The organism is Mesocryomonas lacus (assembly GCF_055730105.2).
This window is the reverse complement of sequence record NZ_JBUZWF020000001.1, coordinates 184790-210847: the sequence shown is the minus strand read 5'-3', so window position 1 is coordinate 210847 and position 26058 is coordinate 184790. Positions and strand designations below refer to the sequence as shown.

Here is a 26058-nt window from a genome sequence, read left to right as displayed (position 1 = left end):
CGGGTGGTCAGGCGGCGGACGAGAAGGTCTCGTCGAACCATTGCGTGAAGCCCGCCTGCTCGGCCGGGCTCATGTGCAGCGCCTGCTTGGTGCGCCGCCGCAGGACGTCCTCGGCGGTCTTCGCCCATTCCCGCGCGACGAGGTAGCGCACCTCGCTCTCGTAGAGCTGCGCCCCGAAATGCCGGCCGAGGCCCTCCACCGACTGCGCCGTGCCGATGATCTCGCGCGTCCGCGTGCCGTAGAGACGGCCGAAATGCAGGATCAGCCCCCGCGGCATGAAGGGATAGGCCGCTCGCATGTCCTCGGCGAACTGGACGAAGTCGGCATTGGCGATGTCGCCGCCCGGCAGCACCGCCTCCCGCGTCCAGCTGCCGCCGATCGAGGGGAAGAATTTTGCGATCTTCTCGATGGCGTGCTCCGAGAGCTCGCGGAAGGTGGTGATCTTGCCGCCGTAGATGCTGAGCATCGGCGCGCCGTCGCCCTCGTCGAGATCGAAGCTGTAGTCGCGCGTCACCGCCGAAGGATTGCCCTGGCCGTCGTCGAACAGCGGCCGGACGCCCGAGAACGTCTCGATCACGTCCTCGCGCCGCAGCTTTTCCTTGAAGTAGCGGTTCACCGCGGTCAGCAGGTAGTCGATCTCGGCCGCATCGGCCGTCACTTCCTCGGCGCGTCCCTCATAGGGAATGTCGGTGGTGCCGATCAGCGCCCGGTCGCCCTCGTAGGGGTTGATGAAGATCACCCGCTTGTCGTGGTTCTGGACGAGATAGGCGTGCTGGCCTTCCCAGAACTTCGGCACGATGATGTGGCTGCCCTTGACGAGGCGCACGTTGCGCCGGCTGTTGCGCCCCGCGACACGGCCGACGATGTCGTTGACCCAGGGGCCGGCGGCGTTGACGAGGCAGCGGGCCCGGACGGTGCGCACGGTGCCCGTCGCCTGGTCGGTCAGCTCAATCGTCCAGGCGCCGTCGACGCGGCGGGCGCTGGTGCAGGCGGTGCGGGTCAGAACCTCGGCGCCCTTGTCGGCAGCACCGACGGCGTTGAGGACGACGAGCCGGGCATCGTCCACCCAGCAGTCGGAATATTCAAAACCCTTCGGATACTTGTCGAGGATCGGGGCACCCTCGGGGTCGCGGGTGAGGTCGAGGGTCCGCGTTCCCGGCAGGCGCTTGCGGCCGCCGAGATGGTCGTAGAGGAAGAGGCCGAGCCGGACGAGCCAGGCCGGGCGGTCGTCCGGGCTGTGCGGCAGCACGAAGCGCATCGGCCAGATGATGTGGCTGGCCGATGCCAGCAGCACCTCGCGCTCGATCAGCGCCTCGCGCACCAGCCGGAACTCGTAATATTCGAGATAGCGCAGGCCGCCATGCACCAGCTTGCCGGAGCGAGACGACGTGCCTTCGGCGAGATCCCCCTTTTCGCAGAGGATGACCGAGAGGCCGCGACCGGCGGCGTCCCGGGCAATGCCCGCGCCGTTGATGCCGCCGCCGATGACGAGGAGATCGACCATGGTTTCCGTCATCGGGCTTGTTCCGTCTTGTTCGTTATCACGGTGTCGGCAGGGTCTGCCGACGCTACGGTGTCGGCAGGGTCTGCCGACGCTACGGTGTCGGCAGGGTCTGCCGACGCTACGGTGTCGGCAGGGTCTGCCGACGCTACGGTGTCGGCAGGGTCGGCCGACGGCGCGGTATCGGCGGAGTCCACCGACAAGAGGCTGTCGGCGGGTTCCGTGCAGGGGGAGCGCCGGGATCGGCGCGCGGGGTCATTTGCCGCCCTTCGGCCATCGCCTGCCAAGTCGGCTCGAGCGCCCGGCGGGCGGTGGCGTAGACGGGGAAGAGGCGCCGATAGGTGCGCGCCAGCGCCGGGTCCGGCATCTCCGGCGGGCCGATCAGCGGCACCACCCATTCGGCGATGCAGGCTTCCATGTCGGGGTAGGCGCCAATGGCGACGGCCGCCATCATCGCGGCACCCGCGGCGCCCGCCTCCTCGCGCTCGGACACCCGCACAGGTGCGCCGACGGCGGCGGCGAGGACCGCGCGCAGTGCCCGCGATCGGGCCGCCCCGCCGGTCAGCCGGAGCTCGCGGGGCATGTCGCCCATCGCCGCGTAGCAATCGCGCGCGGCCATGCCGAGGCCCTCGACGACGGCGCGCAGCAGATCGGGGAAGCGGTGGCCGCTGGACAGGCCGATGAAGCCGGCGCGGGCATCGGAGTTGACGAAGGGGCCGCGCTCGCCGGCGGAGATGTAGGGGTGGTAGAGGAGGGCGCCCGGCTCGCTCCGCGCCAGCCAGCCCTCGATCCGGCCGACCAGCTCGGCTTTCGGCACCGCGGGGCCGAATTCGGCGATGAGGTCGGCGGCAAGGCCCAGCGCCCAGTCGATGTTCAGCGTCGCCGCCATGTTGGTCTGGACTTGCGTCACGATCCCCGGCAGCGGCAAGGCGATGACGTAGCCCGTCCCCTCGGCGTTGAGGACGATGTCCTCGCTCCGCACGGCGCGCATGTGCACGCCGGTGGACCCGACCGTCGAGCAGGCGGCGTCGCGATCGCCGGTGTGGACGCCGGCGCCAAGCGCCGTCATCACCATGTCGACATAGCCGAGGCTGACCGGCGTGCCCGCAAGAAGGCCCGTCGCGGCGGCCGCCTCGGCCGACAGCGGATGCGTCGTCATCGTGCCGTCGACGATCTCCGGCAACAGCCCGCGCCGCGCCCGTAGGCCCAGCCCGTCGATCACGGCGTCATCGTACTGGCGGTTGCGGAAATTGCCGAAAGTGAAGCTCGCCTCCGACGGGTCGGTCGCCCTGATGCCGGTGAGGTTGAGGTAGAGCCAGTCCTTGCAGTGCAGCGCGACCTCGGTGCGGTCGAGAAGCTCCGGCGCCACAGCCGCCATGTGCGCCAGCTGGGCGCCTTGCTGGCAGGTGTTGAGACCGGTGCCGGTCGCCTCGAAGCGCTGGCGCTCCGTCCCGAGCGCAGCCAGCCGGCGGACGGTCGGCGCCGAGCGGGCATCGAGCCAGAGCCAGGCATCGCTCACCGGTACGTTGTCGCGGCCGACGAGCCAGGTCCCGTCGCCCTGGCCGGTGACGGCAATGGCGGCGGTGCGCCGGGCGAGGTCCGTCACCTTGTCGCCGAGCGCCCGGAGCGCGGCGGCGCAGTCGTCCCAGGTCCGGCCGAGCGACTGCGTCGCCGCGCCGTCGATGGTCTCGGCGTAGCGGTTGAGAACGGAGGCCGACGCCAGCTGCCGTCCGCTCAGGTCGAAGGCGACCGCCTTGATCACCGAGGTGCCGGCGTCGATGCCGATCAGGATGTCAGCCATGCCGGGGGCTCCCGTCGTGAAGGGTCATGGCGTCGAGGGTCATGGCGTAGAATCTTCCATCAGGGCCTTGGCCGACCGCTCGTCGGTGATGAGGCCCGTGAGGTAGCCGCTGTTCAGCACCGAGCGCATGGCGGCGATCTTACTGGCGCCGCCGGCGAGCGCGACGATGCGTCGGCCGCTCAGCTGCTCCAGTCCGAGCGAGACGGTGCGTGCCGTCAGCGAGGTTTCGACCGGCCGGCCGGCCTCGTCGAAGAAGTGGCCGAGCATCTCGCCGACACCGCCGCGCTCGCGGACTTCCTCGATCTCCTCGGTCGAGATCATTTGCGAGGAGACGAGCTGGGCGTCCGGCTGCGCCGAGCCGAGGCCGATGAACATCAGGTCAGCGCTGAGGGCCAGATCGAAGATGTCGCTGACGCCCCGCTGGTCGCGCAGGATCGCCCGGTCGCCGGCGCTGTTGGCGAAGAACGGGATCGGCATGACATAGGCGGCAGCGCCGGTCTTCTCGGCCAGGCGGTGCATGACGTCGTGCGGGTTGGCGGCGTAGTTGCGGGTCAGGCCGCCGGTCAGCGAGACAAAGCGCACCGCGCCCGGATCGGTTCGCGGCATGTCGGCAACCGCGGCTGCCAGCGTGCGTCCGTGGCCGAGGCCGATGATGCCGCTCTTCAGCCGGTCGATTTGGCGGCCGAGAAAGGCCGAGCCGGCGGCGCCCAGCGCCCGCAGCGGCAGCCCGTCCTCGTAGAGGTCCGGCACCACTTCGCAGGAGGCGAGCCCAAAACGCTCCGCCATCGCGCTTTCGAGGAGAATGCAGTCGGCGATGTCGCCGACGATCGACACCTTCACCGCGCCGTTCTGATAGGCCCAGCTGATCAGCCGGTGCGCCTTGACGCTGGAGACGCCGAGCCGCTCGGCGACCTCGACCTGGGTGAGGCCGGCGGCATAGTGCAGCCAGGCCGCCCGGATGGCGAGGCTGTCGTCAACGTCCCGCTTCGTCCCGCCCCGTGCCATTCATTCGCCTTGCCGCACTGTGCAGTGCAATATCTTTCACAAAAAGAAATTTATTGCATTTTACGGCGACATGTCAACAATATCGGCGCAGCGTAAGCATACGCTCCAGCCGCGGCGGCAGACGTCGAAGGCATGGCGCGGGCCCGTCCGGCAAAGGGTGTGCAACGATCGAAGGTCGTTGACGCACTGCCCGTGGAGGCGGGGCCGGCGGATGAGAGCACGGCTCGGATCTCGCCAGGCTCGAGGGCGGATCGGGGCACGGCGATCAGGGCGATCGACGGGGCGGTAATGGGAGGCACGAAATGAACCAGAGCATCGCCAAGCGATCGAGGCCGGCGGTCAGCACGAAGGCCGTCGTCGCATCGGTGTTCGTCATCGCGCTCCTCGCGGCGATGGCGCTCGACACCACGGTCGTCCACAAAGGCTCCGAGCAGGATGTCCAGGCCGACGTCTTCTCGGCGGAGGCTTTTGGCCCCGCGCATTTCCCCGAGGTTCAGGCCGACGTCGAGAAGCGGGCGGCCGATGCCGCGCCGCTCGCCGCCGCGATTGCCGCCGACAAGGCCGCCGCCGGCAAGCAGTACGGCGTCGCCGCCGGTGCCGGGCCGGTGATCCCCGTCAAGTTCACCGGCGTCGTCGGCGAGGGCAAGTCCGGCATCTACCCCGTGGCGGTCGAGGGGCTCCCACCCGAAGTGAAGGTGCGCGTCCAGACCGGCCCCGCGATCAACGGCACGGACCTGCGCGATGCCACGGGCAAGATCGTGTTCGGCCAGTTCGTCAACCAGATCGAATACCAGGACGCCGGCGCGGCCCTCAACAACGAGATGAAGAAGGTCGTCCTGTCCGGCCTCGATACCACGGGCCTTGCCGGCAAGACCGTTGAGGTCGTCGGCGTGTTCAAGCTGGTCAACCCGAAGAACTGGCTGGTCACGCCAGTGCGGATCCGCGTCCCATGAGCGCGGCGTCTACGCCCGCCATCGGCACCGTGACGCTCTCGGCGCGCAACGTCGCCAAGGCCTATGGCAACATCCATGCGCTGAAGGGCGTCAATTTCGATGTCCACCGCGGGCAGGTGACAACGTTGTTCGGCGAGAACGGCGCCGGCAAGTCGACGCTGATGCGGATCCTCTCGGGCGTCACCCCGCCGACCTCGGGCGAGATCCTCCTGGACGGCCAGCCGGTGAGCTTTTCGAACGCGTCGGAGGCGCGGGCGCAAGGAATCTCGATCATCCACCAGGAGCTCAGCCTCGCGCCGAACATGAGCGTGCGCGACAACATCTTCATGGGCCGCGAGCTGCGCACCGCGACCGGCGTCGACTTCGCCGAGGAGGAGCGCCAGACCCGCCGGCTGATGGAGGAGCTCGAGGAAGACATCGATCCGCTGACGCCGGTCGAGGATCTCCGCCTCGGCCAGCAGCAGATCGTCGAGATCGCCCGCGCCCTCTCGGTCAATTCCCGCATTCTGATCATGGACGAGCCGACCTCGGCGCTGTCGGCCTCCGAGGTCGAGGTGCTGTTCACGGTGATCCGCGACCTTAAGAGCCGCGGCGTCTCCATCGTCTACATCTCGCACCACCTCGAAGAGGCGCTGCAGATCACCGATCACGCCGTCGTCCTCCGCGACGGAGCGATGACCGCCTATGCCGAGCGCAAGGACATCGATCTCGAATGGATCGTGCGCAACATGGTCGGCGAGAATTTTGACCTCGGCTCGCCGCCGACCGGCCATGCGATGGGCGAGGTCGCGCTGTCGATCGAGGATGTCAGCGTGCCCGACGCGGCCAATGCCGAGCGGTCCGTGGTCGACCGCCTGTCTTTGTCGGTGCGGACGGGCGAGATCGTCTGCATCTACGGCCTGATGGGCGCCGGCCGCACCGAGCTTCTGGAATGCGTCGCGGGCCGTGGCAAGGTCAGTGGCGGCCGCGTGCTCCTCGACGGACAGGACATATCGCGGCTTACCATTGCCGAGCGCATCGGCCGGGGGCTGGTGCTGGTGCCCGAGGACCGGCAACGCGACGGTCTCGTGCAGACGATGTCTGTCGGCGAAAACCTGTCGCTCGCCAGTATCGGCACCTTCACCAAGGGGCTCTTCACCTCCCGCAAACGCGAGCAGGGGCTGATCTCCGACGCCATCCGCAACGTCCACATCAAGACCGGCGGCGGCGAAGCCCCGATCGGCTCGCTGTCGGGCGGCAACCAGCAGAAGGTGGTCATCGGCAAGATGCTGGCGACCGGGCCGAAGGTCGTGCTTCTGGACGAGCCGAGCCGTGGCATCGACATTGGCGCCAAGGCCGAGGTGTTCCGCCTCCTCAGCGAGGGTGCTCAGAAGGGGCTGGCGGTCATCTACTCGACGTCGGAGGTCGGCGAGTGCCTCAGCATCGCCCACCGCATCATCGTCATGCACCGGGGCCGGATCTCCGCCGAGTTCGGTTCGGACGCCAGCAAGGAAGAGATCATGGCCGCCTCTGGCGAAGCCGTGGTCCACTGACCCTATGAGACATCCGGAGTTTCGGCCATGAGCGACACCACCAAAGCCAACAAACGCTCCCGCCTGGAAGCCGCCGGCGACGGCGTGGACATCGGGCGCCTGCTGCTCGAGGGGCGCGCCTTCTTCGCGCTGATCGCGATCATCGTCGTGTTCTCGGTGCTGTCGCCCTTCTACTTCTCCACCGCCAACTTCCTCATCATGTCCTCGCACGTGGCGATCTTCGGCCTCCTGGCCGTCGGCATGCTGCTGGTCATCCTCACCGGCGGCATCGATCTGTCCGTCGGCTCGACGCTCGGTCTTGCCGGCGTCATCGCCGGCTATCTCATGCAAGGCGTCTCGCTCGACTGGTTCGGCGTGGTGCTCTACCCGCCGGTCTGGGTCGTCGTGATCATCACCTGCGCGGTCGGGGCCTTCGTCGGTCTCATCAACGGCGCGCTGATCGCCTTCTTCAAGGTCCCGGCCTTCGTCGCGACGCTCGGCCTTCTCTACGTCGCGCGCGGCATCGCGCTCCTGATGACCAACGGGCTCACCTACAACAATCTCGGCGGACGGGAAGAGCTCGGCAATACCGGCTTCAACTCGCTCGGCTTCGACCGTCTGTTCGGCGTGCCGATCGGCGTCTTGATCCTCGCGGTCGTCGCCATCGTCTGCAGCCTGATCCTCACCCGCACCGCTTTCGGCCGCTGGGTCTACTCGACCGGCGGCAATGCGCGCGCCGCCGAACTCTCCGGCGTGCCAGTCAAGCGGGTCCAGGTTCTCGTCTACGTCATGTCCGGCGTCTGCGCGGCGATCGCCGGCCTCGTCTTGTCCTCGCAGCTGACCTCGGCCGGCCCGACAGCGGGCACGACCTACGAGCTGACCGCGATCGCCGCGGTGGTGATCGGCGGCGCGGCGCTGACCGGTGGCCGCGGTAACATTCGCGGCACCATGCTCGGCGCTTTCGTCATCGGCTTCCTGTCCGACGGGCTCGTCATCATCGGCGTCTCGTCCTACTGGCAGACCGTGTTCACGGGCTCGGTGATCGTGCTCGCCGTGCTCCTGAACTCAATCCAGTACGCCAAGCGGCCCAAGCACGTGAAGGCCGCAGGCGTTCCACCGACTGCCTCGCAGGGAACCGCGGCCTGAAGGCCGCGGGCGAGGGGTACCGCCGGGATCACCGGCACAATGACCGATCAACCAGGGAGAGAGACTATGCTGAGCAGAGGTAAGAGCCTTTTGATGGCGGCGGCGGCCGCCGTGACGATTTCCGCGTTCGCGATGCCCGCCTGGGCCGCGGGGCAGATCTCGATCATCGTCAACGATCCGTCGAACCCCTATTGGCTGACCGAAGGCAACGTCGCCAAGGCCGCCGCCGAGAAGCTCGGCTACACCGCGACCGTCGGCGCCCACAAGGGCGACACCAACAGCGAGAGCAACCTGATCGACACCGCGATCACCAACCAGTCGGTCGCGATCATCCTCGATCCCGCCAATGCCGACGGCTCGGTCGGCGCGGTGCAGAAGGCCGTCAATGCCGGCATTCCGGTGTTCCTGGTCAATGCCGAGATCAACAAGGAAGGCCTCGCCAAGGCCCAGCTCGTTTCCAACAATGCGCAGGGCGCCGCGCTCGGTGCCCAGCAGTGGGTCGAGAGCGTCGGCGACAAGGGCAAGTATGTCGAGCTGTTCGGCTCGCCGTCCGACAACAACGCCCAGACCCGCTCGAACGGCTACGAGACCGTGCTCAGCCAGTATCCGGACCTCGAAAAGGTCGGCAAGGAAGTCGCCGACTGGGACCGCACCAAGGGCTACACCAAGATGCAGAGCCTGCTGCAGGCGAACCCTGACATCCAGGGCGTCATCTCCGGCAATGACGAGATGGCACTTGGCGCCATCGCCGCGCTGAAGGAAGCCGGCAAGCTCTCGACCGTCAAGGTCGGCGGCTTCGACGGCTCGCCGGACGCCGTCGCCGCCGTGAAGGCGGGCGAACTCCAGTACACCGTGCTGCAGCCGGTCGCGATCTTCTCCGAGGAAGCCGTCAAGCAGGCTGACAGCTTCATCAAGACCGGCAAGACCGGCGTCGCCACCGAGAAGCAGCTGTTCGACTGCCTGATGATCACCAAGGACAATGTCGGCGACTACACCGGCCCGTTCGTCCTCAAGCAGTAATGTCAGGACGGGGGCGCCGCGCCGGCGCCCCCGTTTCCTCATCGGAAAGAACGCCATGCCCAGTCTGCTCGGCATCGACAACGGCCTGACGGTCACCAAGGCCGCCCTGTTCGATATCGACGGCACGCCGCTCTCGGTCGCCCGGCGCCGAGTGCCACAGTCGATCCCGCGCCCCCGTCACGTCGAGCGCGACATGGCGGGCCTCTGGAGTGCGACGGCGGAAGCCATCGCGGAAGCCATCGCCGCCAGTGGCCGGCCGGCGGACGACATCGTCGCCGTCGCCGCGACGGCCCATGGTGACGGCCTCTATCTCCTCGATCGCGACCGCCAGCCGCTCGGGCCCGGCATTCTCTCGCTCGACAGCCGCGCCGGCGACATCATCGATGAATGGACGAGGGACGGCGTACCGGCACGGGCCCTCACGCTCACCGGACAGCAGCCGCACGTCTCGGCCCCCTCGGCGCTGCTCGTCTGGATCGCCCGAAACGCGCCCGAGCGCTTCGCTGGCATCGGCCACATCATCGGCTGCAAGGACTGGCTGCGCTTCTGCCTCACCGGCGTCATCGGCACCGACCGCACCGAGGCCAGCACCTCCTTCACGAACGTCCACACCCAGGACTATTCGCGCGAGGCGCTGGCGCTCTACGGCTTGGAGGCGCTTGAACACGCGCTGCCGAAGATCTCCCACTCGGCGGAGATTGTCGGCCGCGTCACCGCGGCTGCAGCAAGCCTGACCGGCCTTCGCGAGGGCACACCGGTCGCCGCCGGCCTGCACGACGTGACGGCTTCGGTGCTTGGCATCGGCGCCCACCGTCCGGGCGTCGTCGGCGTCGTCGCCGGCACCTATTCGATTAACGAGGTGGTATCGGCGGAACCGAAGGTCGACCCCCGCTGGTTCTGCCGCAATGCCATCGAGCCCGGCCTCTGGAACAACATGTCGATCTCGCCGGCCTCGGCGGCGAACTATGACTGGTTCCTCGATACCCTCTGCCGGCGCGAGCAGGACGCGGCGCTGACCGACGGCGGCTCGATCCACGCGGTGCTCGCGCGCGAGATCGGCGCCGCCTTGAACCGCCCGTCGACGCTCCTCTTTCATCCCTATCTCTTCGGCTCGCCGCATGGCGACCGCGCCAGCGGCAGCTTCGTCGGGCTGCACGGCTGGCACGATCGCGGCGACATGCTGCGCGCCGTGCTGGAGGGCATCGCCTTCAACCACCGCACCCATGTCGACGCCTTGCGGGATGGCTTTCCCGTCGAGGCGGCGCGGCTCACCGGGGGCGCGGCGCGCAACCCGGCCTTTGCGCAGATGTTCGCCGACGTGCTCGGCCTGCCCGTCACGGTCACCGGCACCGACGAGGCCGCTGCCTGGGGCGCTGCGCTCTGCGCCGGCCAGGCGGCCGGCGTCTACGCCTCGGTCGCGGACGATCCGCGGAACCAGGAGGAAGACGCCATCACCTATCGCCCGGACGACGCCCGCAGCGCCGCCTATGACAACCGCTTCGCCCTCTACAACCGGATCACGGAATCGATGAAGAGCCATTGGCCGGAGATCGAGGCGCTGGCGGCGGTCGGCGGGGACATCCGATGAGCGGGCTTCTGACGCCCTTGTCAGACCACGCCGCGCGGCGTGCCGCGCTCGACGGCGGTGAGGTCGACGTCGTCATCCTTGGCGGCGGCGTCAACGGCGCCGGCCTGTTCCGCGATCTCTGCGAGCAGGGCCTGCGCTGTCTCATCGTCGACAAAGGCGACTTCGGCGGCGGCACGAGCGCTGCGCCCTCGCGGCTCATTCATGGCGGCCTCAAATATCTCGAGACCGGCGAGTTCGGCCTCGTCGCGCAGTCGACGCTGGAGCGCAATCTGCTGCTGCGCAACGCGCCGCACTGCGTCACCCCGCTGCCGACGCTGATCCCGATCTTCAGCTGGGGCCGCGGCATCGGCGCGGCGCTGCGCACGCTGCTGGGGTCGACCACCGCCCCCCGCAGCCGCGGCGCGGTGCTGATCAAGATCGGCCTTGCCCTCTACGATTTCTACGGCGCCCGCAGCCGGGTGATGCCGCGCCACCGAATGCTCGGCCGCAAGAAGGCGCTGCGCGAGATGCCGGCGCTGACCGGCGCCATCGTCGCCGCCGGCACCTATTACGACGCGCAGATCACAGCGCCCGAGCGGCTGGTCCTAGAACTGGTGGAGGACGGTCTTGCCGCTAGCCCCGGCTCGGCCGCCGCGAACTGGACGACACTGACGAAGTGCGAAGAAGGCATCCTTTCCTTCCAGCCGGAGGAGGAGGCGGGCTTCACGGTCCGGCCGCGCCTCGTCGTCAACGCCGCCGGCCCGTGGATCGACAAGGTCAACGCCGCGCTCGGCGCGCCCTCAAAGATGATCGGCGGGACCAAGGGCTCGCACATCCTCCTCGACCACGAGGAGTTGCGCCGGCAGCTCGGCGGCCAGATGATCTACTTCGAAGCGGATGATGGCCGCATCTGTCTCGTCTACGACCATCTCGGCAAGGTGATGGTCGGCTCGACCGACATTCCCGCGACCGATCCCGAGGCGGTCACCTGCGAGGCGGAGGAGATTGACTATTTCCTCGGATGCTTGCGCATGCTGCTGCCGGGCCTCACCTTCTCCCGCGAGCAGATCGTCTATGCCTATAGCGGCATCCGGCCGCTGCCGGCCTCCAACGCCGCCGAGCCCGGCCTGATCAGCCGCGACCATTCGGCGCCGGTCGCAGAGCCGGACGCGGCCCGGCCGTTCCCGATCATCTCCCTCGTCGGCGGCAAATGGACGACGTTCCGCGGCTTTGCCGAGGAGGTCACCGACACGATCCTCGCCCGCCTTGCGAAGGCGCGGCAGCGCTCGACGCGCGAGCTGGCGATTGGCGGCGGGCGGGACTTTCCGGCTAGCGCCGACCGGTCGGGCTGGGTCGCAAAGCTGGCGGGCGAGACCGGCTTGCCGGCGGCAAGGATCGACGCCTTGCTGGCGCGCTACGGCACGACGGCCTCTGTCATTGCCCGGCACTGCGCGGCTGAGGGTGACGATGCCCGCCTGCCGGACGCCGAGGGTGTCAGCTTTGCCGAGATCGGCTGGATCGCCGGGCATGAGCAGGTGGTACACCTCGAAGACCTCGTGATGCGCCGGACGACGCTGGCCGTGACGGGATCGCTGACCCCGCGCAACCTCGAGGTGATCGCCGGCGTCATGGCAAGAGCGCTCGGCTGGCAGCCGGCCCGCACGGCGCGCGAGATCGATGCGGCGAGGACGCGGCTGAACGGCAAGCACGGCCTGCAGCTGTAGGCTGAACAGGTCGCGACTCCCGGCTACGCCGCCGACAGCGCATCCACCTTGCGGGTGAGATCGGCGAGGTAGGGGGCAAGGTCGAGGCCGGAGCCCGTCGCGCGCTGCAGCGTCTCGGCCGGGCTGGAGGCGCGGGCGTGACGATGAACCTTGTCGCCGAGCCAGGCGGTCAGCGGACGGTAGTCGCCGTCTTCGAGACCAGTCGCGACACCCGCATCCTTCTCTGCCGCCGCGAAGAACTGCGAGGACATGATGTTGCCGAGCGTATAGGTCGGGAACGAGCCGACCATGCCGGACGACCAGTGCACGTCCTGCAGGACGCCCAGCGTATCGGAGGGCACGTCGAGGCCGAGGCTGTCGCGCATCTTCTCTCGCCACACCGCCGGCAGGTCGTTGACGGCGATGTCGCCGGCCATCAGTCCCGCCTCGATCTCCGAGCGCAGCATGATGTGGAGGTCGTAGGTCAGCTCGTCCGCCTCAACCCGGATGAGGCTTGGGCGAACGGCGTTGACGCCGCGCCAGAACGCATCGGCATCGACGCCGGCAAGCTGCTCGGGAAAATGGTCGCGCAGCTCGCCGAAATGCAGCTCCCAGAAGCGGAGGGACCGGCCGACGCGGTTCTCGTAGAGCCGCGACTGCGACTCGTGCATGGCAAAGCTTGCTCCGCCGACGGCATAGAGGTTGACGAGGTCGGAAGAGAAAGCCGAGCGGGAAAATTCCGGCGCGATGCCTTGCTCGTAGATGCCGTGGCCGGCCTCATGCCAAACCGCGAACAGCCCGCCCTGCAGGAAATTCTCGCGGTAGCGCGCGGTGATCCGCACGTCCTGCGGCGAGAAGCTGATCTCGAACGGGTGGACGGTCTCGTCCAACCGGCCGCGCGCGAAGTCGAACCCCATGCGTGCCGCTATGGCCTGGCCGAACTGCTTCTGCCGCTCGACCGGGAAGGCGCGGGTGAGAAAGTCCGCCGCCGGCTGGTCGATCTCGCGGGCTCTCGCCACCAGCGGCAGGAGGCCTGTCTTCAGTTCGGCGTAGACCGACTGCAGGCGCGCCCAGTCGAGCTCCGGCTCGTACAGCGCGATCATCGCGTCATAGGGGTGGCCGACATAGCCGATCGCCTCCGCCATCTCGCGCTGGATGGCGATGGTGCGCTGGAGCAGCGGCGCAAAGCCTTTGAAATCATCGTCGCGCCGTGCCGCCGCCCAGGCGGACTGCGCCACCGTCTTCAGGCTCGCGGCCTCCTCGATCAGTGCCGCCGGGATGCGCTTCAGCGTGGCGACGGCCGCAGCCGTCGTCTCGACCGCGCGGCGGTCGAGGCTGTCGCCGGGTGTCTGGCCCAGTTCCTGCCGCGCGGCCTCGATCGCCCCGGCGAAGGCGTCGCCCGTCGCGAGGTCCCGGGCAAGACCGGTCAGCGTCGCGATCTGCGCGCCGCGGGCGGTGGCGCCGCCGGCCGGCATCATCACCCGCGCATCCCAGGTGAGAAGGTTGATCGCCGCCAGGATGTCGTGCAGGCGGGCGGTTTCGCGGTTGAAGGCGGCAAGGGTCATGAAGGCTCCGGGGGTCAAAGGCCGGCGGCGGACAGCGCGATCGCCGGGTCGCCGCCATCGGGCAAGTGGCAGGCGGCGCGGTGGCCGGGTCCGCGGTCCATCAGGTGCGGCCGCTCCACGCGGCAGCGGTCGAAGACGAGGGGGCACCGGGTCGAGAACAGGCAGCCCTGCGGCAGGTTCATCGGGCTCGGCAATTCGCCGCGGGCCGCGGCACGGCCCGGGCGCCGGCCGGGCTCCAGCACCGGCGCCGCGTCGAGGAGGGCGCGGGTGTAGGGGTGGCGGGGGTTTTCGAACAGTGCCTCGGTCGGTCCGGTCTCGACGATCTTGCCGAGATACATCACCGCTACGCGGTGCGAAATGTGCCGGACGATCCTGAGGTCGTGCGAAACGAAGACGATGGTCAGCGCCAGCTGTTCCTGCAGCTGCAGCAGGAGGTTCACCACCTGCGCCTGCACCGAGACGTCGAGCGCCGAGACGATCTCGTCGGCGACCAGCACCTCGGGCTCGACCGACAGCGCCCGGGCGATGCCGATGCGCTGGCGCTGCCCGCCGGAGAACTCGTGCGGGTAGCGCCCGGCCGCATCCGCCGGCAGCCTCACCATGGCGATGAGCTCGTCAATGCGGGCGGGGATTTCGGCCCTCGGCCGCATGCGGTGGACGGCGATCGCCTCGCCGAGGATCTGGCCAACGGTCATCCGCGGGTTCAGCGAGGAGTACGGGTCCTGGAAGATCATCTGGACCCGGCGGTTGAAGCTGCGGCGCGCCAGCGGCGCGAGTTCGCCGATGTCGCCACCCTCGAAGCGCACCCGTCCGTCGTCGGGCTCGAGCAGCCGCACCAGGCAGCGGGCGAGCGTGGACTTGCCGCAGCCGGATTCGCCGACGATGCCCATCGTCTCGCCGCGCATGACCTGCAGATTGACGCCGTTGAGCGCGTGCACGGCACGCGCCGGCTTGCCGCGGAGCGCCGACAGCATGCTGCGCGGCATGCGGAATTCCTTCGAGAGCTCCTCGACCGAGAGCAGCGGCAGTTCGCGGGCGGTGTTCATGCGACGAGCCTTGCTGCGGCAGCCACGGCATCGGCGTTGAAGCACGCGGTCTTACGCTTCGGCGCGACCTCGACGAGAGCCGGCCTCTCCCGGGCGCAGATTTCCGTCGAGAACACGCAGCGCGGCTGGAACGGGCAGCCCGGCGGGATGGCGGAGAGCGGCGGCGGCGTTCCCTCGATCGAGAAGAGCGGGGTGCGGCCGGCGCCGCCGCGCGGCACCGAGCCGAGCAGGCCGTGGGTGTAGCCATGCAGCGGCCGGGCGAAGACATCGGCGACGGTGCCGGTCTCGACGATGCGGCCGGCATACATCACCGCCATCCGGTCGCAGAGGCCGGCGACGACGCCGAGATCGTGCGTGACGAAGACGACGCTCATCGCCAGCCGGTCACGGAGGTCGAGGATCAGTCGGAGGATCTGGTCCTGGATGGTGACATCGAGCGCCGTCGTCGGCTCGTCGGCGAGCAGGAGTTTCGGGTTGCTGGCAAGCGCGATGGCGATCATCACCCGCTGGCGCATGCCGCCGGAGAATTCATGCGGATAGTCGCCGAGCCGGCTGGCGGCGGCGGGGATGCCAACCATGTCAAGCAGTTCGACCGCGCGAGCCTGGCGCTGCTGCCGGTCGAGCCCGGTATGCGCCTTGAGGTTCTCGCCGATCTGCAGGCCAACGGTCAGCACCGGGTTCAGGGCGGCCATCGGCTCCTGGAAAATCATCGCGATCTCGCCGCCGCGCACCTGCCGAAGCTGGCGCTCGGGCAAGGCGAGGATGTCGCGCCCCTGCCATTCCACCCTTCCGGAGACCTTGCCGGGAGCGTGGATCAGCCGCGTCAGCGAGCGCAGCGTCACGCTCTTGCCCGAGCCGGACTCGCCGACGAGGCCGAGGATCTCGCCCGGCATCACCTCGAAGCCGACATCGTCGACCGCGGTCACCGTGCCCTGTCCGGTCTCGAAGCGCGTCGTCAGTCCGGCGACCTTCAGCAGTGGCGCCAGTGTCGAAGCGGCAGCGGGAGCGTTGGCGAGGGCGGTCATCGCTTGGTCCTCAGGAGTTCGGCAAGGCCATCGCCGACAAAACTGAAGCCGAGGCCGGTGAGGACGATGGCAATGCCCGGGAAGACCGCGATCCACCAGGCGGTCGCCATGAAGTTCTTGCCGTCGGCGATCTGCACGCCCCATTCGGCCGCCGGCGGCTGGGCGCCGAGGCCGAGATAGCCAAGGCTCGAGCCGAGGAGGATCGCCAGCGCCATGTCGGTCATCCAGTAGACCAGCGCCGGCGTGATGGCGTTCGGCAGGAGGTGGCGGAAGATGATCCGCAGCGGCCCGTAGCCCATGGCGCGGCCGGCATCGGCATAGTCGAGACGCTTCTGCACCGCGATCTCGGCCGCCACGAGCCGGGCATAGAACACCCAGCCGACGATGCCGACGGCGATGTACATGTTGCCGAGGCCCGGTCCGAGCGCGGCGACGATGGCGATGACGAGGACCAGGAAGGGGAAGGTGATGACGGCGTCGACCACCCGGCCGAAGATGCTCATCGCCAGTCCTCCGGCATAGCCGACGAAGGCGCCGACCAGCGTACCGAAAATGAAGGCCGGAACGGTCGCGAAGACGGCGATCTGCATGTCGATGCGGTAGGCATGGATGACGCGCGACAGGCCGTCGCGGCCGAAATTGTCGGTGCCGAAAGGGTGCGCGAGGCTCGGCGGCGCCATGATCGCGGTATAGTCGAAGGCGAGCGGATCATAGGGCGCGAACAGGTGGGGGAAGAAGGCGAGGGCGAGGCTGGCAAGAATGATCGCGCCGCCGCCGATCAGCGTCTTCGGCAGCCGGGCGCGGCGCTTGGGAAGGGAGCCTGCGACGGCGCTCATCGGGCAACCCTCGGGTCGAGCCATGCCTGGACGATGTCGGTGAGGAGAAAGGTCAGCGAGACGAGGAGCGCCAGCGCCAGCGTCAGCCCTTGCACGACGGGATAGTCACGGCCGTAGATCGAATCGATCATCAGCCGGCCAGCGCCGGGGACGGCGAAGACGGTCTCGGTGATCACGGCGCCGCCGAGGAGGGTGCCGATCGACAGGCCGAACAGCGTGACCGTCGAGATCAGCGCGTTGCGCAACACGTGGCGGACCATCACCAGCCGCGCGGACAGCCCCTTGGCGCGGGCGAAATCGACATATTCGGCGCCGACGACGCCGATGATCGACGCGCGCAGATTGCGCATCAGCACCGCCGAAAGGCTCAGCGCCAGCGTCACCGCCGGCAGGAAGAGGTGATGAAGATGGTCGAGAAAGCCCTCGCCATAGCCGCCGACGGGAAACCAGCGCAGCTTGGCGCCGAAGACGGTGAGGAGGATGATGCCGATGTAGAAGATCGGCATCGACAGCCCGACCTGGAACACGCCGCGGATCGCCGTATCGGCTGCCCGGTCGCGCTGCAGCGCGGCGACGAAGGCGAGCGGCAGCGCGAGGACGAGCGCGATCAGGCCGGCCAGGCCGGTCAGGAGCAGCGTCACCGGCAGTTTTTGCAGGACGAGGTCGAGCACCGGCACCTTGAGGTGGATCGAGGTGCCGAGGTCACCCTCGGCGAGATTGCGCACGAAGAGCGCGAACTGGACCGGGATCGGCTGGTCCAGCCCGAGCTCGGTGTTGATCCGCGCGACGTCCTTGTCGAGCGCCCGGTCGCCGAGAATGGCGCTGGCCGGATCGCCCGGCAGCAGCCGGACGAGGGCAAACACCACCACGAGGATGAAGGCGAAGGTCGGGATCAGCTGCAGTGCGCGGCGAAGAATGAAGCCTGGAAGAGCCAAACAGCCGATCCCGATCGAAAGAATTGCAGGAAAGGCGCGCCGCCCAGGGACGGCGCGCCGGCATCACTGGAAGCTGGCTTACTTGTCGAGCCAGGTCTTGACGAAGACGTTGTTGCCGAGCGGGATCTGCAGGAAACCATGCACCTTGGTGCTCAGCGCCACGGGGTAGGGGGTCTCGTAGAGCGGCAGGATCGGCCCGGTCGTGTTGTAGATCTCCTGAATCTTGGCGTAGTCCTCGGCGCGCTTGGCCGGGTCCATTTCCTTTTGCGACTGCTCGTAGAGGCTGTCGACCTCCGGGCTCTTCCAGCCCGAATGCAAGGCGTCGATGGTTGGTGAGTAGGCGAAGTAGGAGGTGATCTGGCTGGGGTCGGAGATGTCGTTGGTCCAGGCGGCGACGCGCATGGTGAAAGTGCCGGCGCGGTACTGGTCGGTGCGCGAGGCGTTGTCGACCTGCTGCAGTTCCAGCTTCACGCCGAGCGGCGCCCACATCTGCTGCAGGGCCGTGCCGATGCCGATCTCGTCCTGGCTGCCGGCGAGCACCAGGAGGCTGGTCGAGAAGCCGTCGGCATAGCCGGCCTCGGCCAGAAGCGCCTTCGCCTTCTCCATGTCGACGGGGTAGAGCGGCGCGTCGCCGGTGTGCAGCGGCGTCGCGGTGGACATGAACGAGGTCATCGGCGTGCCGACGCCTTGCGTGACGATCTGGATGATCGCCTCCTTGTTGGTGGCGTAGTTCAGCGCCTGGCGCACCTTCTCGTTCGCCAGCGGGTTCTTCTTGCCGCCAAGCTCCGGCCGGACGTTCATCGTGACGTACTGGACGCGGGTCGAGGGAAACATTTCCATGGCGATGCCGTCGGCCGACTTCAACTCGGCGACGCGGGCATAGGGGATGAGCTCGGCGCCTTGGATCTCGCCCGACTGCAGCTTCAGGATGCGCGTCGCGTCGTCCGGCAAAAGTTCGAACGTTACGCCATCGAGATAGGGCAGCGGCTGCCCGTCCTCGCCCTTCTCCCAGTAGTAGGGGTTCTTGACGAGCTTCATCGTCGCGCCGCGCTCCCAGGAGGCCAGCGTGAACGGGCCCGAGGTCACCGGTTTGGCGGCGAAGGCCTCGGCCTTCTCCTTCTCGGTCGCGCCGGGTGCCGCCTCGAACAGCTTCTGCGGCATGATGCCGGTGTTGAACACGGTGAGGGCGGCGAGAATCGCCGGGTCGGCATGCTTCAGCTTGACGACGACCGTCTTGTCGCCCTCGGTGGTGACGTCCGCGATCGATTCCACCAGCGCCGTCCAGGCGCCGTTGTCCGGCTTCGAGGCCCGCTTCAGCGACCAGGCGACGTCGGCCGGAGTGATTGCCGAGCCGTCGGAGAACTTGATGCCGTCGCGCAAGGTCAGCGTGACCGAGGTGCCGTCCTCGGCGACCTTCCAGGCGCTGGCGAGCCCGGCACGCACGTCCTTGCCGTCGTCGGTCGGCTGCAGCAAGGTGTCGTAGAGGTTGGACAGGATCCAGATGTCGACATTGGCGTCGTTGAGGACCGGGTCGAGGAAAAGGCTGTCGGCGTAGCGGCCATAGCTGAGGACGCCGCCCCGCTCCACGGCAAGGGCGGACGGGCTGGCGCTGAAGAGCAGTGCGGCAGCAAAGCCGGCCTGGAGCAGGTTTCTCATGGAGCCTTCGCCTTCTGTGTCAGAGTTGAACTGTTCTAGTCGGGTGTAACGTTGCCTAAGCCAGCGCGGCTGTCAACGCACCGAAAGACGCTATTCTCGATGTTCCCAAGGCGGCGCCCGATGCACTCTTGTGAGCCCTCGGGTGGCTGTGATAGCCAAGTAGGACAGTTGGAGCGCCGCATGATCTTTCACGTCGACCGCGATCTGCCGGTATCGCTGAGGCTGCAGCTGCAGGGCCTGATCGAATACGGCATCGCCTGCGGCGAGTTGCGGGTCGGCGAGGCCTTGCCCTCGGTGCGCGAACTCGCCGAACGCGTCGGCGTCGCGCCGATGACGGTGAGCCAGGTCTACCGGGAGCTGAAGGCGGCGGGCCTGATCGAGGCGCGGCCGGGCGCCGGCACCTATGTCGCCGACAGCCTGCCGGCGCGAACCGCCGGGCGGCCCGAGGCGCTGCACCTGCGCCAGCAGATCGACGCGCTGATCGACGACAGCCTCGCCATGGGCGTGCGCACCAGCGACCTCGCCTCGCTGGTCAACGCCCGGCTGTTCTACCGCGCCAGTCTCGGGCGGCGCACCGCGGTGGTAATGGTCGGCCTGTTTCAGGCGGCGACCGTCGCCTATGCCAGGGCGATCGCCGCCCGGCTCGGTGACGGTGCGACGGTGGCGCCGATGACGCTGTCGGCCCTGCAGCGCGATCCCGCGATGAAGGCGCGTGCCGCCTCCGCCGATCTCGTCGTCACCTTCGTCAACCGGCACCGCGAGGTCGAGAGCTTCCTGCCGAACACCCGCGTCGTCGCCATCAGCTTCATCCCCTCGGAGGAAACGCGGCTCGCGCTGGCCTCGCTCGATCCTCTGCTGAAGCTTGCCGTGGTCTCGCGGTTTGCCGACTTCCTGCCGATCATGAAGAGCGGCGTCCAGCGCTTCGCCCCGCATGTCGCCGACCTCGCCGCTGTCAATCTCGACACACCGACGGCGGAGGCGGTGGTCGGCGCGGCGGACGTTGTTGTCTACGCCACCGGCGCCGAGGCGATCCTCGAGAAGCTCGGCCGCGAGACCCGCGCGATCGAATACCGGCACGTGCCGGACCCCGTCGACATCGACCGCATCGTCCGGCCCGCCGTGCGCGATGCGGGTTCAACCGTTCTGGAAAGGCAGGCCTCATGAAGATTTCGGAGATGAACTGGCGGCAGGTCGAGGACTACCTGAAGCATGACGACCGCGTCGTGCTGCCGCTCGGCTCGACCGAGCAGCATGCCGGGCTCAGCCTGTCCGTCGATTCCATCCTGTCCGAGCGCGTCGGCGCCGAGGCGGCGGAGACGCTGGGCGTGCCGGTGTTCCCGGTCGTCGCCTACGGCCTGACCCCCTATTTTCTCGCCTTTCCCGGGACGATCAGCCTGCGCGTCGAGACCTATGTGCGGATCATCCGCGACATTCTCGATGGCCTTGCGGCGCAGGGGTTCCGCAAGATCCTCATCGTCAACGGCCATGGCGGCAACCAGCCGGCCGGTGCCTTCGCCATCGAGTGGATGGCCGACAATCCGGGCACTGCGGTGAAATTCCACAACTGGTGGAACGCTCCGAAGACCTTCGCCAAGGTGCAGGAGATCGACCCCGTCGCCTCGCACGCCTCCTGGATGGAGAACTTTCCCTGGACCCGGCTGCCGGGCGTCGAGCTGCCGAAGGAGCAGAAGCCGATGGTCGACCTCGCCCGGATGCGGCTGATGGACCCGAAAGCGGTGCGCGCCTATCTCGGTGACGGCAATTTCGGCGGCTACCCCCAGCGCGACGATGCCGAGATGCAGGCGATCTGGGACGTTGCCATCGCGGAAGCCCGCGAACTGCTGGAAGGGCCCTGGGCATGAGCGAAGCGTTGCCGGGCGGCCCGATCCTCGTCTGGGGCGCCGGCGCCATCGGCGGGACGCTCGGCGCCGCGCTGATCCGGGCCGGCGAAGAGGTGGTCTTCGTCGACGTCGACGCGGCCCATGTCGCCGCCATCAACGAGCGCGGCCTCGACATCGTCGGGCCGATCGACCCGCACCACGTCACGGCGAAAGCCTTTCTGCCGGATGAAGTCGCGGGAAGCTTCGAGCGCATCCTGCTCTGCGTCAAGGCGCACCATACGGAAGCCGCGACGGCCGAGCTGCTGCCGCATCTCGGCCCCGGCGGCTACGTGCTCTCGGCCCAGAACGGCCTCAACGAACGCGTCATCGCCCGCCAGACCGGCGAGGCGAGGGTGGTCGGCTGCTTCGTCAATTTCGGTGCGGACTATCTCGAGCCCGGCGTCGTCCAGTACAGCGGTCGCGCCGCCGTGGTGGTCGGCGAGATGGACGGCCGTCTTTCGCCGCGGGTGACGGCTTTGCACCAGGCTTTGCTTGCCTTCGAGCCGCGTGCGGTGCTCACCCGCAACATTTCAGGTTATCTCTTTGCCAAGCTCGTTTACGGCGGGCTGCTGTTCGCCACCGCCGTCACCGACGACAGCATTGCCGACGTCCTCGCCATGCCCGAGATGCGGCCGCTGCTGACGCGGCTGGCACACGAGGTCGGGGCCGTTGCCGAGGCCGAGGGGGTGACGCTGGAGTCTTTCGATGGCTTCGACCCGCAGGCCTTCCTGTCCAGCGCCCCTCTGGAAGAGACCATGCGCTCGTTCGACGAGATGGTGGTGCACAACCGAAAGTCGGCGAAAACCCATAGCGGCATCTGGCGCGACCTCGCCATCCGCAAGCGGCGGACCGAGGTCGACGCCCAGCTCGGCCCGGTCGCCGAGATTGCCGCCACCCATGGCATCGCGACGCCGATCGTCACGCGGCTGATCGCCATGATCCACGAGATCGAGGATGGCGTGCGTCCGCTCGCCCTCGAAAACCTCGCTGAGCTCGACCGCGCCACCGCCCCTCAGGACCTGCCCGCATGAACATCAGCTTCGAAGGCCGCCGCGCGCTCGTCACTGGGGCGGCGCACGGCTTTGGCCGCGCCATCGCGCTCGGCTTTGCCGAGCGCGGCGCCGACGTCATCGCCTGCGACATCAACGCCGCGGACCTTGCCGAGACGGTGCGGCTCGGCGGTGCATCTTGCCGCTCGCTCGTGCTTGACGTGTCCGATCGCGGGGCGGTCCAGGCCGCCTTCGCCGATCTCTCGGCGCGCGGAGAGGGCGTCGACATCCTCGTCAACAATGCTGGCGGCGTGCTCGGGCAGGTCGGCCGGCCGATCGAGGAGATCACCGAGAGCGACTGGCAGTCGATCTTCGGCGTCAATCTCTCCGGCGCCTTCTTCATGGCGCAGGCCGCCGCCCCGTCGATGAAGGCGAAGGGTTTCGGCCGCATCGTCAACATCGCCAGCGGCGCCGGGCTTGGCATCAGCCTCACCGGCATCCAGGCCTATGCCAGCGCCAAGGCCGGGCAGATCGGGCTGACCCGCCAGCTGGCGCACGAGCTCGGACCTTTCGGCATCACCGTCAACAACGTCGCGCCCGGCTTCGTCCGGTCGAACCCGACGACCGAGCGGCAGTGGGCGGCGATGGGCGAGGACGGCCAGGCGCGGCTGCTCGACAACATCGCGCTGAAGCGGCTTGGCAGCGCCGATGACATCGCCCATGCCGTGCTGTTCTTCGCCTCCGACTACGCCGGCTGGGTGTCCGGGCAGATCCTCAGCGTGGACGGCGGCAAGTGACGGCGGATATCGAGGCCCATCTGGCGGCCGGCACCGGGGCGGCGATCGAGGAGCTGAAGGCCTTCTGCCGGATCCCGAGCGTCAGCACCGATCCGGCCTTTGCCGGCGAGGTCCGGCGAGCGGCGGAGTTCGTGCGCGACCGGCTGGAGAAGGCGGGCCTCGAGAACGCCGTGCTGTTCGAGACCGGCGGCCATCCGCTGGTGCTGGCCGACTGGCTGCATGCGCCGGGGGCACCGACCCTTCTCGTCTACGGCCATTACGACGTGCAGCCGCCGGACCCACTGGACAAGTGGACGACGCCGCCCTTCGAGCCCGATATCCGCAACGACCGGCTCTACGCCCGCGGCATCGCGGACGACAAGGGGCCGGTGATGATCCCGATTCTCGCCGCCGAGGCGTTTCTCAGCCTGCGCGGCGCACTGCCGGTGAACCTCAAATTCGTCATCGAGGGCGAGGAGGAGTCCGGTAGCCCGCACTTCGCGCCGAGCATCGCCCAGCTGAAGGAGCGGCTCGCCTGCGATCTCGTCGTCTCCGCCGACGGCGCGATGTGGCGGGCGGACCTCCCATCGGTGACGGTCGCCAGCCGCGGCATGCTGGCGCTCGACGTCGTCCTCTCCGGCGCGGCGAAGGACCTGCATTCCGGCCGGCACGGCGGCTCGGCGCCCAATCCGGTGCGCTCTTTGGTGCGGATGCTGGCCTCGCTGCACGATGCCGACGGCCACGTCGCCGTCGCCGGTTTTGCCGACGGCGCGACGCTTCCGGATCCGGCGATCCTCGCGGCGATCAAAGTCGCGGACTTCGATCCCGCCGCCTATTTCGACGAGATCGGCGCCGCGCGGCCGGACCCTCTGCCGTCCGGCGAAGACCTCTTGGTGCGGCAATGGCTGCAGCCGACGCTGGAGTTCAACGGCATTTCCGGCGGCTATGCCGGCATCGGCACCAAGACCGTCATTCCCTCGGTCGCCAGCGCGAAGATCACCTGCCGCCTCGTCGCTGGCCAGGAGCCCGAGGATGTCGCCGCCGCCATCAGCCGCCACCTCGAGGCGGCAAAGCCGTCCGGCTACCGCCTCGAGATCACGCGTCACGGCCCCGGCTCTGCCGCTTTCGCACTGGATCCCGCGATGCCGGCGCTGGCTCTGGCGGAGGACATCCTCGGCGAGCTTCTGGGGGCGCGGCCGCTCCGCGTCGCCATGGGCGCGACGATCCCGATCGGCTCGGTCTTTGCCGAGCATCTCGGCGTCGGCACGGTGTTCTTCTCGTTCGCCACCGCCGACGAGGATTATCATGCGCCGAACGAGTTCTTCCGCCTTTCGAGCTTCCGCACAGGCCTCACCGCCTGGGCCCGCTTGCTCGACCGGCTCGGCGCCTGACACGGCGCCCGCCGGCCGGCGCCGCCGCGTGAACGGGGCAAGGCGTGTCCCGAGGGTGATGCTGCTCTGACGCCTGCCGGCTTGACCCCGCCCGCGGGTTCGGCCCATCACTCCCGCCGAAACGGGATGACAGGACCCGATGCCGCGGACGCGGCAAGATCGACCGGGAGTTGAGACATGGCACGAAAGATCCGCGACGCGAGCTGGCTCGAAGACGAGGCTGCGGCCATCGCGCCGGCAGAGCCTTGCTGGCTCTGCGGACGCCCGCTTGGCAAGACGGTGGACCGCTTCCACCCGATCCCGAAGAGCCGCGGCGGGCGCGACACCGTCCCGGTTCACCCGATCTGCCGGGAAACCATCGACGCCAATTTCTCGGCGAGCGAACTCGTCCGCCATGCCGAGAGCGGCACGCCGCTGACGGACAACGAGACCGTCGCGCGCTTCGTGAAATGGGTCGCCGGAAAGGCTCCGGACTTCCATTCCTCGACCAAGACCGGACGCTGACGCCGCTCGGCGTTCGCCGGACTCATCTACGACGAACGCTCGGCAAGCGCGGGCTGAGAGCGCGGCGCTCTCCGGAAGACACTGCCGATGTCCATTCCCACCAAACAGGGTCTACCGAATTTTTGATGTTGGTCGGCCAAAAAAGTATCAGGCTTAGCGGCGTGGGAATGTAGCGGAACGCCGCCCTCCGCCCGTATCCTCCCTACATGCAGGTCGCGCGGAACTTGGTTGAGGAGCCAAGGTCCGTCCTCCCGAAAGGGGCGACAGGCAGGGGAGGAAATCACTGATGCAACCGGACCTTGAGCTGGTTCATATCCGCAAGGGCGAGTCCTTTGCGGCATGGGCTCACGGCTATCCGTTTCGGACGGTGCGCTGGCACTACCATCCGGAATACGAGATTCACCTGGTCGTGGAGACGTCCGGGCAGTATTGCATCGGCGACTTCGCCGGTGAATTTTCACCGGGCCAGCTGATCATGACCGGTCCCAATCTGCCGCAGAACTGGATCAGTGACGTCGCCGAGGGCGACACCGTTCCTGTCCGTTCGATCGTCATCCAGTTTCCGGAGGAGTTCATCGAGGCGTCGTCAGCGGCAATCGCCGAGCTCCATGCGCTGCGTCCGCTGCTGGTGCGCAGCCGCCGCGGTCTGCTCTTCGACCGGGCGACCAGCGCCAATGTGTACCCGCTGATGCAGCAGCTGCTCGACGCGCAGGGGCTGCGCCGGATCGCGCTCTTCTGGGATATCCTCGGTCATCTCGCGGCCGGAGAGCACGAGGTGCTCGCCAGCCTCAGTTTCGAGCCGAACCTCACGCAGACCAAGGACAGCGGCATCAACCGTGCCATCGCCCATCTGCGCGAGCACCTGACGCAGCCCGTCCCGGAGGCCGAGCTCGCCGACATGGTCGGGCAGAGCACCAGCGTCTTCTCCCGCTCCTTCAAGCGGCATACCGGCACGACCCTCGTCCGCTACCGCAACCAGCTGCGCATCGATCTCGCCTGCCAGATGCTGCTCACGGAGCCGGGCACGAAGGTCGCCGGCATCTGCTACGAGGTCGGATTCTCCAACCTGTCCAACTTCAACCGATACTTCCTGAAGCTGAAGGGCATGTCGCCTTCGCAATTTCGCGCGACGTTCGCCGCCAACCGCGAACACGTCGTCGCCGACTGAAGAATCCTGCCGCTCGCCGAGGGGCAGTCACATCCGGCAGTCACGGCTGCTCGGACATCTGCGGACGATATCCGCGTTCT

The 26058-nt window shown here is 68.3% G+C and carries 22 protein-coding genes; 13 read left to right on the top strand and 9 right to left on the bottom strand.

The window, feature by feature from the left end; all coding sequences use genetic code 11:
- Window positions 1–7: 7 nt before the first annotated feature.
- The 3 genes from ACZLZQ_RS00930 to ACZLZQ_RS00920 all read right to left on the bottom strand — a co-directional run bounded on the left by ACZLZQ_RS00930 (window position 8) and on the right by ACZLZQ_RS00920 (window position 4307).
- Complete coding sequence (locus ACZLZQ_RS00930) at window positions 8–1516, bottom strand: glycerol-3-phosphate dehydrogenase (RefSeq protein ID WP_472947668.1); 1509 nt, start codon at window positions 1514–1516, stop codon at window positions 8–10.
- 133 nt (window positions 1517–1649) lie between these two features.
- Window positions 1650–3302, bottom strand: coding sequence for an FGGY family carbohydrate kinase (locus ACZLZQ_RS00925; protein ID WP_472947667.1), 1653 nt, complete (start codon window positions 3300–3302; stop codon window positions 1650–1652).
- A 39-nt stretch (window positions 3303–3341) separates the two neighbouring features.
- Entirely contained in the window at window positions 3342–4307 is a 966-nt protein-coding gene (locus tag ACZLZQ_RS00920; RefSeq protein WP_472947666.1) for a sugar-binding transcriptional regulator, read from the bottom strand.
- A 302-nt stretch (window positions 4308–4609) separates the two neighbouring features.
- Here ACZLZQ_RS00920 and ACZLZQ_RS00915 point away from each other — a divergent pair, with 302 nt between their 5' ends.
- The 6 genes from ACZLZQ_RS00915 to ACZLZQ_RS00890 all read left to right on the top strand — a co-directional run bounded on the left by ACZLZQ_RS00915 (window position 4610) and on the right by ACZLZQ_RS00890 (window position 12228).
- On the top strand, window positions 4610–5260 hold the full coding sequence (locus ACZLZQ_RS00915; protein WP_472947664.1) for a DUF2291 domain-containing protein: 651 nt from the start codon (window positions 4610–4612) through the stop codon (window positions 5258–5260).
- Window positions 5257–6792 carry a sugar ABC transporter ATP-binding protein gene (locus tag ACZLZQ_RS00910; RefSeq protein ID WP_472947663.1) on the top strand — a complete coding sequence of 512 codons (1536 nt, stop codon included), beginning with the start codon at window positions 5257–5259 and terminating at the stop codon, window positions 6790–6792. The genes ACZLZQ_RS00915 and ACZLZQ_RS00910 overlap by 4 nt, the downstream gene beginning before the upstream one ends.
- Before the next feature lie 27 nt (window positions 6793–6819).
- Entirely contained in the window at window positions 6820–7917 is a 1098-nt protein-coding gene (locus ACZLZQ_RS00905; RefSeq protein ID WP_472947662.1) for an ABC transporter permease, read from the top strand.
- Window positions 7918–7983: 66 nt separating this feature from the next.
- Window positions 7984–8937, top strand: coding sequence for a D-ribose ABC transporter substrate-binding protein (locus tag ACZLZQ_RS00900; RefSeq protein ID WP_472940444.1), 954 nt, complete (start codon window positions 7984–7986; stop codon window positions 8935–8937).
- Between the two features lie 55 nt (window positions 8938–8992).
- Window positions 8993–10525 (top strand): FGGY-family carbohydrate kinase, encoded by a 1533-nt coding sequence (locus tag ACZLZQ_RS00895; protein ID WP_472947661.1) that lies wholly within the window; start codon window positions 8993–8995, stop codon window positions 10523–10525.
- Window positions 10522–12228: a glycerol-3-phosphate dehydrogenase/oxidase gene (locus ACZLZQ_RS00890; protein ID WP_472947660.1), complete on the top strand. Its 1707-nt coding sequence runs from the start codon at window positions 10522–10524 to the stop codon at window positions 12226–12228. The genes ACZLZQ_RS00895 and ACZLZQ_RS00890 overlap by 4 nt, the downstream gene beginning before the upstream one ends.
- A gap of 23 nt (window positions 12229–12251) precedes the next feature.
- Here the strand turns inward: ACZLZQ_RS00890 and ACZLZQ_RS00885 are convergent, their stop codons facing one another.
- From ACZLZQ_RS00885 to ACZLZQ_RS00860, 6 genes are all read right to left on the bottom strand, one after another.
- Window positions 12252–13772, bottom strand: a complete 1521-nt coding sequence (locus ACZLZQ_RS00885; RefSeq protein ID WP_472947659.1) for a carboxypeptidase M32 — start codon at window positions 13770–13772, stop codon at window positions 12252–12254.
- A gap of 14 nt (window positions 13773–13786) precedes the next feature.
- The gene (locus ACZLZQ_RS00880) at window positions 13787–14818 is read right to left on the bottom strand and encodes an ABC transporter ATP-binding protein (RefSeq protein ID WP_472947657.1); all 1032 of its coding nucleotides are present in this window, start codon (window positions 14816–14818) and stop codon (window positions 13787–13789) included.
- Window positions 14815–15843 (bottom strand): ABC transporter ATP-binding protein, encoded by a 1029-nt coding sequence (locus tag ACZLZQ_RS00875; protein ID WP_472947656.1) that lies wholly within the window; start codon window positions 15841–15843, stop codon window positions 14815–14817. Before ACZLZQ_RS00875 ends, ACZLZQ_RS00880 begins: the two co-directional genes overlap by 4 nt.
- A complete protein-coding gene (locus ACZLZQ_RS00870; protein WP_472947654.1) occupies window positions 15840–16679 on the bottom strand; it encodes an ABC transporter permease in 840 nt (279 codons plus the stop codon). The genes ACZLZQ_RS00875 and ACZLZQ_RS00870 overlap by 4 nt, the downstream gene beginning before the upstream one ends.
- Window positions 16676–17614, bottom strand: coding sequence for an ABC transporter permease (locus tag ACZLZQ_RS00865; RefSeq protein ID WP_472940450.1), 939 nt, complete (start codon window positions 17612–17614; stop codon window positions 16676–16678). Before ACZLZQ_RS00865 ends, ACZLZQ_RS00870 begins: the two co-directional genes overlap by 4 nt.
- Before the next feature lie 78 nt (window positions 17615–17692).
- Window positions 17693–19270, bottom strand: coding sequence for an ABC transporter substrate-binding protein (locus ACZLZQ_RS00860; RefSeq protein ID WP_472947653.1), 1578 nt, complete (start codon window positions 19268–19270; stop codon window positions 17693–17695).
- A 180-nt stretch (window positions 19271–19450) separates the two neighbouring features.
- Here ACZLZQ_RS00860 and ACZLZQ_RS00855 point away from each other — a divergent pair, with 180 nt between their 5' ends.
- From ACZLZQ_RS00855 to ACZLZQ_RS00825, 7 genes are all read left to right on the top strand, one after another.
- Complete coding sequence (locus ACZLZQ_RS00855) at window positions 19451–20434, top strand: GntR family transcriptional regulator (protein ID WP_472947652.1); 984 nt, start codon at window positions 19451–19453, stop codon at window positions 20432–20434.
- The gene (locus ACZLZQ_RS00850) at window positions 20431–21132 is read left to right on the top strand and encodes a creatininase family protein (protein ID WP_472934808.1); all 702 of its coding nucleotides are present in this window, start codon (window positions 20431–20433) and stop codon (window positions 21130–21132) included. The genes ACZLZQ_RS00855 and ACZLZQ_RS00850 overlap by 4 nt, the downstream gene beginning before the upstream one ends.
- A complete protein-coding gene (locus ACZLZQ_RS00845; protein WP_472947650.1) occupies window positions 21129–22181 on the top strand; it encodes a ketopantoate reductase family protein in 1053 nt (350 codons plus the stop codon). Before ACZLZQ_RS00850 ends, ACZLZQ_RS00845 begins: the two co-directional genes overlap by 4 nt.
- Window positions 22178–22936, top strand: coding sequence for an SDR family NAD(P)-dependent oxidoreductase (locus ACZLZQ_RS00840; protein ID WP_472947649.1), 759 nt, complete (start codon window positions 22178–22180; stop codon window positions 22934–22936). Before ACZLZQ_RS00845 ends, ACZLZQ_RS00840 begins: the two co-directional genes overlap by 4 nt.
- Window positions 22933–24306 (top strand): dipeptidase, encoded by a 1374-nt coding sequence (locus ACZLZQ_RS00835; protein WP_472947648.1) that lies wholly within the window; start codon window positions 22933–22935, stop codon window positions 24304–24306. The genes ACZLZQ_RS00840 and ACZLZQ_RS00835 overlap by 4 nt, the downstream gene beginning before the upstream one ends.
- Window positions 24307–24483: 177 nt before the next feature.
- On the top strand, window positions 24484–24810 hold the full coding sequence (locus ACZLZQ_RS00830) for a hypothetical protein (protein WP_472934812.1): 327 nt from the start codon (window positions 24484–24486) through the stop codon (window positions 24808–24810).
- A gap of 286 nt (window positions 24811–25096) precedes the next feature.
- Window positions 25097–25978, top strand: a complete 882-nt coding sequence (locus ACZLZQ_RS00825) for a helix-turn-helix domain-containing protein (RefSeq protein WP_472934813.1) — start codon at window positions 25097–25099, stop codon at window positions 25976–25978.
- The last annotated feature ends 80 nt before the right edge of the window (window positions 25979–26058 follow it).

Coding starts and splice junctions, on each gene's coding strand:
- ACZLZQ_RS00930 (WP_472947668.1), bottom strand. CDS start 1,516: ATGACGGAAACCATGGTCGATCTCCTCGTCATCGGCGGCGGCATCAAC.
- ACZLZQ_RS00925 (WP_472947667.1), bottom strand. CDS start 3,302: ATGGCTGACATCCTGATCGGCATCGACGCCGGCACCTCGGTGATCAAG.
- ACZLZQ_RS00920 (WP_472947666.1), bottom strand. CDS start 4,307: ATGGCACGGGGCGGGACGAAGCGGGACGTTGACGACAGCCTCGCCATC.
- ACZLZQ_RS00915 (WP_472947664.1), top strand. CDS start 4,610: ATGAACCAGAGCATCGCCAAGCGATCGAGGCCGGCGGTCAGCACGAAG.
- ACZLZQ_RS00910 (WP_472947663.1), top strand. CDS start 5,257: ATGAGCGCGGCGTCTACGCCCGCCATCGGCACCGTGACGCTCTCGGCG.
- ACZLZQ_RS00905 (WP_472947662.1), top strand. CDS start 6,820: ATGAGCGACACCACCAAAGCCAACAAACGCTCCCGCCTGGAAGCCGCC.
- ACZLZQ_RS00900 (WP_472940444.1), top strand. CDS start 7,984: ATGCTGAGCAGAGGTAAGAGCCTTTTGATGGCGGCGGCGGCCGCCGTG.
- ACZLZQ_RS00895 (WP_472947661.1), top strand. CDS start 8,993: ATGCCCAGTCTGCTCGGCATCGACAACGGCCTGACGGTCACCAAGGCC.
- ACZLZQ_RS00890 (WP_472947660.1), top strand. CDS start 10,522: ATGAGCGGGCTTCTGACGCCCTTGTCAGACCACGCCGCGCGGCGTGCC.
- ACZLZQ_RS00885 (WP_472947659.1), bottom strand. CDS start 13,772: ATGACCCTTGCCGCCTTCAACCGCGAAACCGCCCGCCTGCACGACATC.
- ACZLZQ_RS00880 (WP_472947657.1), bottom strand. CDS start 14,818: ATGAACACCGCCCGCGAACTGCCGCTGCTCTCGGTCGAGGAGCTCTCG.
- ACZLZQ_RS00875 (WP_472947656.1), bottom strand. CDS start 15,843: ATGACCGCCCTCGCCAACGCTCCCGCTGCCGCTTCGACACTGGCGCCA.
- ACZLZQ_RS00870 (WP_472947654.1), bottom strand. CDS start 16,679: ATGAGCGCCGTCGCAGGCTCCCTTCCCAAGCGCCGCGCCCGGCTGCCG.
- ACZLZQ_RS00860 (WP_472947653.1), bottom strand. CDS start 19,270: ATGAGAAACCTGCTCCAGGCCGGCTTTGCTGCCGCACTGCTCTTCAGC.
- ACZLZQ_RS00855 (WP_472947652.1), top strand. CDS start 19,451: ATGATCTTTCACGTCGACCGCGATCTGCCGGTATCGCTGAGGCTGCAG.
- ACZLZQ_RS00850 (WP_472934808.1), top strand. CDS start 20,431: ATGAAGATTTCGGAGATGAACTGGCGGCAGGTCGAGGACTACCTGAAG.
- ACZLZQ_RS00845 (WP_472947650.1), top strand. CDS start 21,129: ATGAGCGAAGCGTTGCCGGGCGGCCCGATCCTCGTCTGGGGCGCCGGC.
- ACZLZQ_RS00840 (WP_472947649.1), top strand. CDS start 22,178: ATGAACATCAGCTTCGAAGGCCGCCGCGCGCTCGTCACTGGGGCGGCG.
- ACZLZQ_RS00830 (WP_472934812.1), top strand. CDS start 24,484: ATGGCACGAAAGATCCGCGACGCGAGCTGGCTCGAAGACGAGGCTGCG.
- ACZLZQ_RS00825 (WP_472934813.1), top strand. CDS start 25,097: ATGCAACCGGACCTTGAGCTGGTTCATATCCGCAAGGGCGAGTCCTTT.